This is a genomic window from Parapedobacter indicus, assembly GCF_900113765.1.
GTDB lineage: Bacteria > Bacteroidota > Bacteroidia > Sphingobacteriales > Sphingobacteriaceae > Parapedobacter > Parapedobacter indicus.
The window spans coordinates 1-6571 of record NZ_FOQO01000021.1; the positions used below are offsets into that span (position 1 = coordinate 1).

2 protein-coding genes are annotated in these 6571 nt (G+C 58.7%); both read left to right on the forward strand.

Annotation, left to right across the window (positions count from 1 at the left end):
• Positions 1–312, forward strand: a 312-nt coding sequence (locus tag BMZ56_RS25180; protein WP_143073033.1) for a type IX secretion system membrane protein PorP/SprF, incomplete at its 5' end; no start/stop codon positions are given.
• A gap of 548 nt (positions 313–860) precedes the next feature.
• On the forward strand, positions 861–6571 hold a 5711-nt coding region (locus tag BMZ56_RS25185; protein WP_143073034.1), incomplete at its 3' end, for an Ig-like domain-containing protein.

The following is a 6571-nucleotide window of genomic DNA, read 5'->3' on the forward strand; positions in this document are numbered from 1 at the left end:
GCGGGCGCGCTGTTTTCGATGGGTACGGACTTCCACCTGCGTCCGAGTGTGCTGGTTACGTATGCGGAGAATCTTCGTCCGCAGGCGGAGGCCTCTGCGTTGGTTTTCATCAAGGAGGTATTCGGCATCGGTATGAACGTTCGCAGCTACGGTGAGCTGGCGGGTATGGCGCAGTTCAACTTCGGGGGGTTCGGATTGGGTTACAGCTACCAGTTCAACCCGGGCAGCGAGCCGCTGGACCGGCGGATCAGCAACACCACCCACGAGATCGGGCTGCGCTACCGCTTCGGTGGGAGAACGGGATTGCTATGATGAATCGCGAACGATGTCTGACAACTTTTAGTGAACCAAATGCGCCCCCGGGTTCTTATTGCTTGTAAAAACATGGATGAATTAATCATCGTAGATTAGCCAGCAGATTAAGCCGTTTCAATATTTTGACACGTGTCTGCGAACTGGATACTATCCCTTTATTCCCAGTATGGTTATTCAGGTTTCTCTACTAAATTCAGGTTCGTTTAAAGAAAAGAAAAACTACCCTTTTGGGTAGGTGTATCTCTGATTGGAATTTTTAGTTTTGGCGGCAAACAACTACTCATTTATGAAAGGCACATTTACCCTTATACTTAGACCTAATATTTCGGTTTCTTTTTCGTATGGTTAACTGTAAATCGAATATATCGGTCACTATCAGTTTATTCAGATAAAAATCTACTTATAACTTATGAACGTTTTTATCCGCTGTTCAACCGGACTGGGATTGATGAGATTCAATCCGATTAGTTTATTGTTAGCTACGTTGTTGCCACCACCGGCGGCTTGCGCCCGAGTATAAGCTATCATTAAAAAAACAAGCTAACATGACCAAATATTTCCTCTGTATCGCGTGGATTGCATGCCATATGCTAAGTGTAAACCGTGCATCTGCTCAAGCATTCACGGAAAATTTTGATGATATTACAACGCTGGCCGGAAACGGGTGGCTCACGCAGAACAACAGCAGTCCCGTGGGATCACTGAATTGGTTTCAGGGGACGTCTACAACCGCCACTCCAACCCCTGGCCCTTTTAACGCCTATAACGGTGCCGCAAATGCGTATATTGCGGCTAATTTTAATAGTACAACAGGTGGCTCGGGAATCATTAGCAATTGGTTGCTTACCCCGAACCGTACATTCCGTAATGGAGATGTGCTTACCTTTTATACGCGTAAACCGACCATAGGTCCTGGGCAAACCGATTATCCCGATCGATTGGAAGTACGGTTGAGCACGAATGGGGCAAGTACCAATGTGGGTGCCGCGGGTAGTAATGTAGGCGACTTTACCACGTTGTTGTTAAGCGTGAATCCAACATTGGTTGCAAACGTTTATCCGCAAATTTGGACACAATATACCATTACGGTCTCTGGACTCCCAGCACCTACATCCGGCCGTGTCGCATTTCGTTATTTTGTGACCAGTGCGGGACCTTCGGGTTCCAATTCTGATTATATCGGTATTGATCATGTCGTTTATACGCCTTACGTATGTCCGGCCTTTACGGTTTCAGGTACTGTTTCTGAAGCTATAGAAGGGCTGCCTTACAGCACAACCCTCGCACAAACCGGGGCGTTAGGTCCACCGTCATTTGCAATTACTGCTGGTGCATTGCCCGATGGGCTTACATTGTCTTCGGGTGGAACGATTGCTGGAACGCCAGAGGAAAGCGGAACATTTAATTTTACGGTTACGGTTTCAGACGCGAGCGGGTGCTCCGGAACGGAATCGTTTTCGCTGGTCGTGGAAAAAATTCCTTCAGCTACGATTACCGTAGCAAACACGGATCTATCCTTAAATGAAACGGCCTCGGTAACCATCACTTTCAGCGAGGCGGTTACCGGGTTCGATAACGACGACCTGACTGTAGACAACGGCACCTTAAGTCCCGTGATATCTACCGACGGGGGTATCACTTGGACGGCAACCTTGACGCCCGATCCCGATGTCGAGGTAGCAACCAACGTAATCAGGCTAGATAATACCGGTGTAGTGAACGTCGAAGATAACGCTGGCATGGGAACAACCACTTCCAATAATTACACCATCGATACGGCTCGGCCTACGTCTACGATAACAGTATCCAACACTGAAGTCCTTACCGGGGAAACCACCGGGATCACCATCACCTTCAGTGAGGCGGTGACGGGTTTTGATAACAGTGACCTGACGGTGGCCAACGGCACGCTGGGTGCGGTCACGTCGACGGACGGTGGGATCACCTGGACAGCCACGTTCACGCCGGCCGGGGATACCTATGAACCGGAGAATGTGATTACGTTGGATCTGACCGGCGTGAGCGACGCTGCGGGCAACGCAGGCGAGGGCACGGCGGGATCGAACAATTACATCGTACGGACCCAGGCGCTGACGCTGCTGGTCAGCTCGCTGCTGGATACAGGAGACGACAGGACGACGGCGGGCAGCTGGGCGGATGACGAGGCGGACGGTGGCGGGCTGAGCCTGCGCGAGGCGCTGCACTGGGCGCGCCCGGGGGATGCCATAACATTTGCACAGGGGGGCACGGTTACGCTGGATGGAACCCAGCTTTCGGTAAGCCGTAGTAATCTGCGGATAGACGGCGACCTCGATGACGATGGCGTGCCGGATGTGACCCTATCGGGTAACAATGCCACGCGTATTATCTGGGTGTCATCGGGCCGCACGGGTGTCGAATTGGAGGGGCTGGTGCTGACCGGCGGTGCCGGCACCGGTGGAGGCGGTGGGGTTGCGTTCGACATCAATACCCAAGCGACGCTCCGCAACTGTGCGGTTACCGACAACCACGAACTGGGCTGGGGTGGCGGAGGAATCTACGGCTCTACAACAACATTGATTTTGGTGAACTGTGCGGTGATCGGCAACAGCAGCGATAGCTTTGGAGGTGGCGTCCGTCTCGTCGGGTCCAGCATGCTGCACATGGTGAACACGACGGTGTCGGGGAATACGACCACGGGAACGGGGGGGCATGGCGGCGGGATCCAGTACGCCGGGCCGGGTCTGTTGATGATCAATAGTACCGTCAGCGGCAATGCGGCGCTGGGCAGCAGCTCCATCGGTGGCGGCCTGCGGATTTCCAGCGGGGCGGCGACGGTCTATAACTCGACCATCGTCGGGAACGCGGCGTCGGACAACGCAGGCGGCGTGTCTGCAAACGGGACCAACGATGTGTTTGTCAATACGGTGGTGGCCGGTAATACTGCCGGTGCGGGTGCAACGGCGGGGGCCGGCGGTTCGCCGCTGGCGACGGGCGGTACCCCGGACGATGTGGGCGGTACCATCGAGGCTGCAACGAACAGTTATTTCGGGACCAGCGCAGTCATCACTTCCGATAACAGCAGCCTGAACGGCCAGGGTACGGACAACCTGCTGCTGGGCGACCTGGCCGATAACGGCGGCCCGGTGCAGACCCACCGTCCGCAGGCGGGCAGTGCGCTTGTCGATGCGGGCGACACGGGCGGGCTGCCGCCCGACACCTACGACCTTAACGGGAATACCGACGTAGCGGAACCGTTGCCGCTGGACGCTACCGGCGCGGCGCGCGTTGCGGGCAATAGCGTAGACATCGGTGCGGTGGAAGGGAACCGCGCACCGGCGCTGGCCGACCTGGACGGCGGCAATACCTTCATCGAAGGGGGAGACGCCATTGCGATCGATAACGATGTGACCGTCACGGACGGCGAGCTGGATGCGCTGAACGGCGGCAACGGTAATTACAGCGGTGCTTCATTCACCGTACAGCGTACCGGGGGAGCGGTCGCGGATGACGTGTTCGGCTTCGTTGACGGCAGCGGCCTGGCCGTTTCGTCGGGCCAGCTGGTGAAGAGCGGCCAGGTGATCGGCGCGTTCGATACCTCGGTGGACGGCCGGCTCACGGTCACCTTCACGGATGCCGGCGGCGGGATCCCGACCACACCGGATATAAACGCGATGATGCAGCAGGTGACCTACCTGAATGCATCGAACGACCCGCCGACGGACATTACACTGGACTGGACCTTTGCCGATGAGGCGGGGGCGGCCGTAATGGGTACGGCAAGCGTGGCCATCGGCCTGCGCAACGACCCGCCCGTACTGACGGCTACGGGAGCCGATCCGACGTTTACGGAGAACGGTCCGGCGGTGGTGCTGTTCAGCGGCACCTCCATCGACGTGGTGGAAGCCGGGCAGCCGGTGAGCGGCCTGGAGCTCACGGTGGCCAATGCGGCCAACGGTGCGGAGGAATTCTTATCTATTGACGGCAGCCAGGTGGCGCTGGAAGACGGCCATACGGTGACCACCGCCGGAAGCGGGCTGGATGTATCCGTTTCGGTAAGCGCGGGCACGGCAACGGTGACCATCGGCAGCACGGCGGGGCTTTCCACGGCGGATGCGGCGGCACTGGTGGATGGTATGACCTATGGACATACGGGTGAAAATCCGGGCGAACTGAGCCGCATCGTTACGATCACCGGCGTTACGGACGACGGCGGCACGGCAAACGGCGGTGACGACACGGGCGAGCCGGGTGTATCGGCCAGGGTGACCATGGTGCCGGTGAACGATGCGCCGGCGATCAGCGGCACACCGGCCACGGTTGTGGATCAGGATGTGGCGTACAGCTTCGTGCCCGCGGTTTCGGATGTCGATAACGGTCCGGAAGACCTTACCTTCGCAATCGTGAACAAACCGGACTGGGCGGATTTCGATCCGGCGACCGGAGAGCTTTCGGGAATCCCGGGCAACAGTGACGTGGGCACTACCACGGGCATTACGATCACGGTGAGTGACGGCACAGAATCGGTGGATCTTGCGGCCTTCGACCTGGAGGTGGTGAACGTGAACGATGCGCCGACCATCACCGGCACACCGGCCACGAGCGTGGACCAGGATGAAATGTATAGCTTCATCCCGGCAGCCGATGACCCCGACGGGGATGAGCTGGCATTCAGCATAACCAACAAGCCGGACTGGGCGGACTTTAATACCACGACGGGTGAGTTATCCGGCACGCCGGGCAACAGTGACGTGGGCACTACCACGGGCATTATGATCACGGTAAGTGACGGCACAGAATCGGTGGATCTCGCTGCCTTCGACCTGGAGGTGGTGAACGTGAACGATGCGCCGACCATCGGCGGCACACCGGCGACAAGCGTGGATCGGGGTGCCGCTTACAGCTTCATGCCCGTAAGCCGGGACATTGACGGGGATGACCTCCTGTTCAGCATCACGAACAAGCCCGATTGGGCGGACTTCGATACCGCGATGGGTGGGCTGAGCGGTACGCCGGACAACGGTGACGTGGGCATCACCACGGGTATCGTCATTACGGTAAGCGACGGGGAGCTGAGCGCAAGCCTGCCTGCCTTCGACCTGGAGGTGGTGCATGTGAACAATGCGCCGACGATCAGCGGCACACCGGCCACCACCGTGGACCAGGGTGTGGCCTACAGCTTCATCCCGGCAGCCGAAGACCTCGACGGGGATGAGTTGGCATTCAGCATAACCAACAAACCGGATTGGGCGGACTTCGATGCCGCCACGGGCGGGCTGAGCGGCACGCCGGGCAACGGCGACGTAGGTGTGACCGCGGGCATCGTGGTCTCGGTGAGCGACGGTACGGCGTCGGCGAGCCTGGCGGCTTTCAACCTGGAAGTGAACAGCGTGGTCATTTCGGGCGTAACATTACCGGATGGCAGCTTCGTTTACGACGGCACCGCCAAATCACTCGGAATCGTTGGCGGCCTGCCGGAGGGTACGTCCGTAAGCTACCAAAACAACAGCCGCACGGATGCGGGCACCCAGGAGGTAACGGCTACCGTGAGCGGCGGCAATTACCGGGATCTGGTGCTGACGGCCGTGCTGACCGTCACCCCGGCCGAACGGACGCTGGCCTTCCCGGCGCTGGAAGCGAAAACCTACGGGGACGGCGAGTTTGATGGTGGAGCTTCTGCAAGCAGCGGGGAGGGAATCACGTACACGAGCAGTAACCCGGCGGTTGCGGAGATCACGGCAGCCGGACAGATCCGCATCACGGGCGCGGGTGAGGCAACCATCACGGCAACTGTTCCAGAGAACGGGAACTATGTGAACCGCCCGGAGACCCGCCGCACATTGGTGGTAGGCAAGGCCACGCAGACGATCAGCTTCAATGCCCCTGCGGAAGTGAACCGGGATGCGGGCACTGTGCAGCTGGACGTAACGGCCTCAAGCGGGCTGCCGGTCAGCCTGGCGATCGACGACGGGCAGGTGGCGACATTGAGCGGCACGGCGCTCAACGTGCTCCGGTTGGGTACGGTGACGATCACGGCCACACAGGCGGGCGACGGCAACCACGGAGCAGCTGAGCCGGTAACGGTGACGGTACGGGTGGTTGACCCGGCCTCGGACTTTGCGGTGCGGGTACATCCGGCGGTATCGCCGAACGGGGACGGCATCAACGAGTTCCTGATGATCGAAGGGATACGGGACTTCCCGAAGAACCGGGTGCGCGTGATCAACCGCAACGGCACGGTGGTGTGGGAGGCCTCAGGCTACGACAACGACCGGGT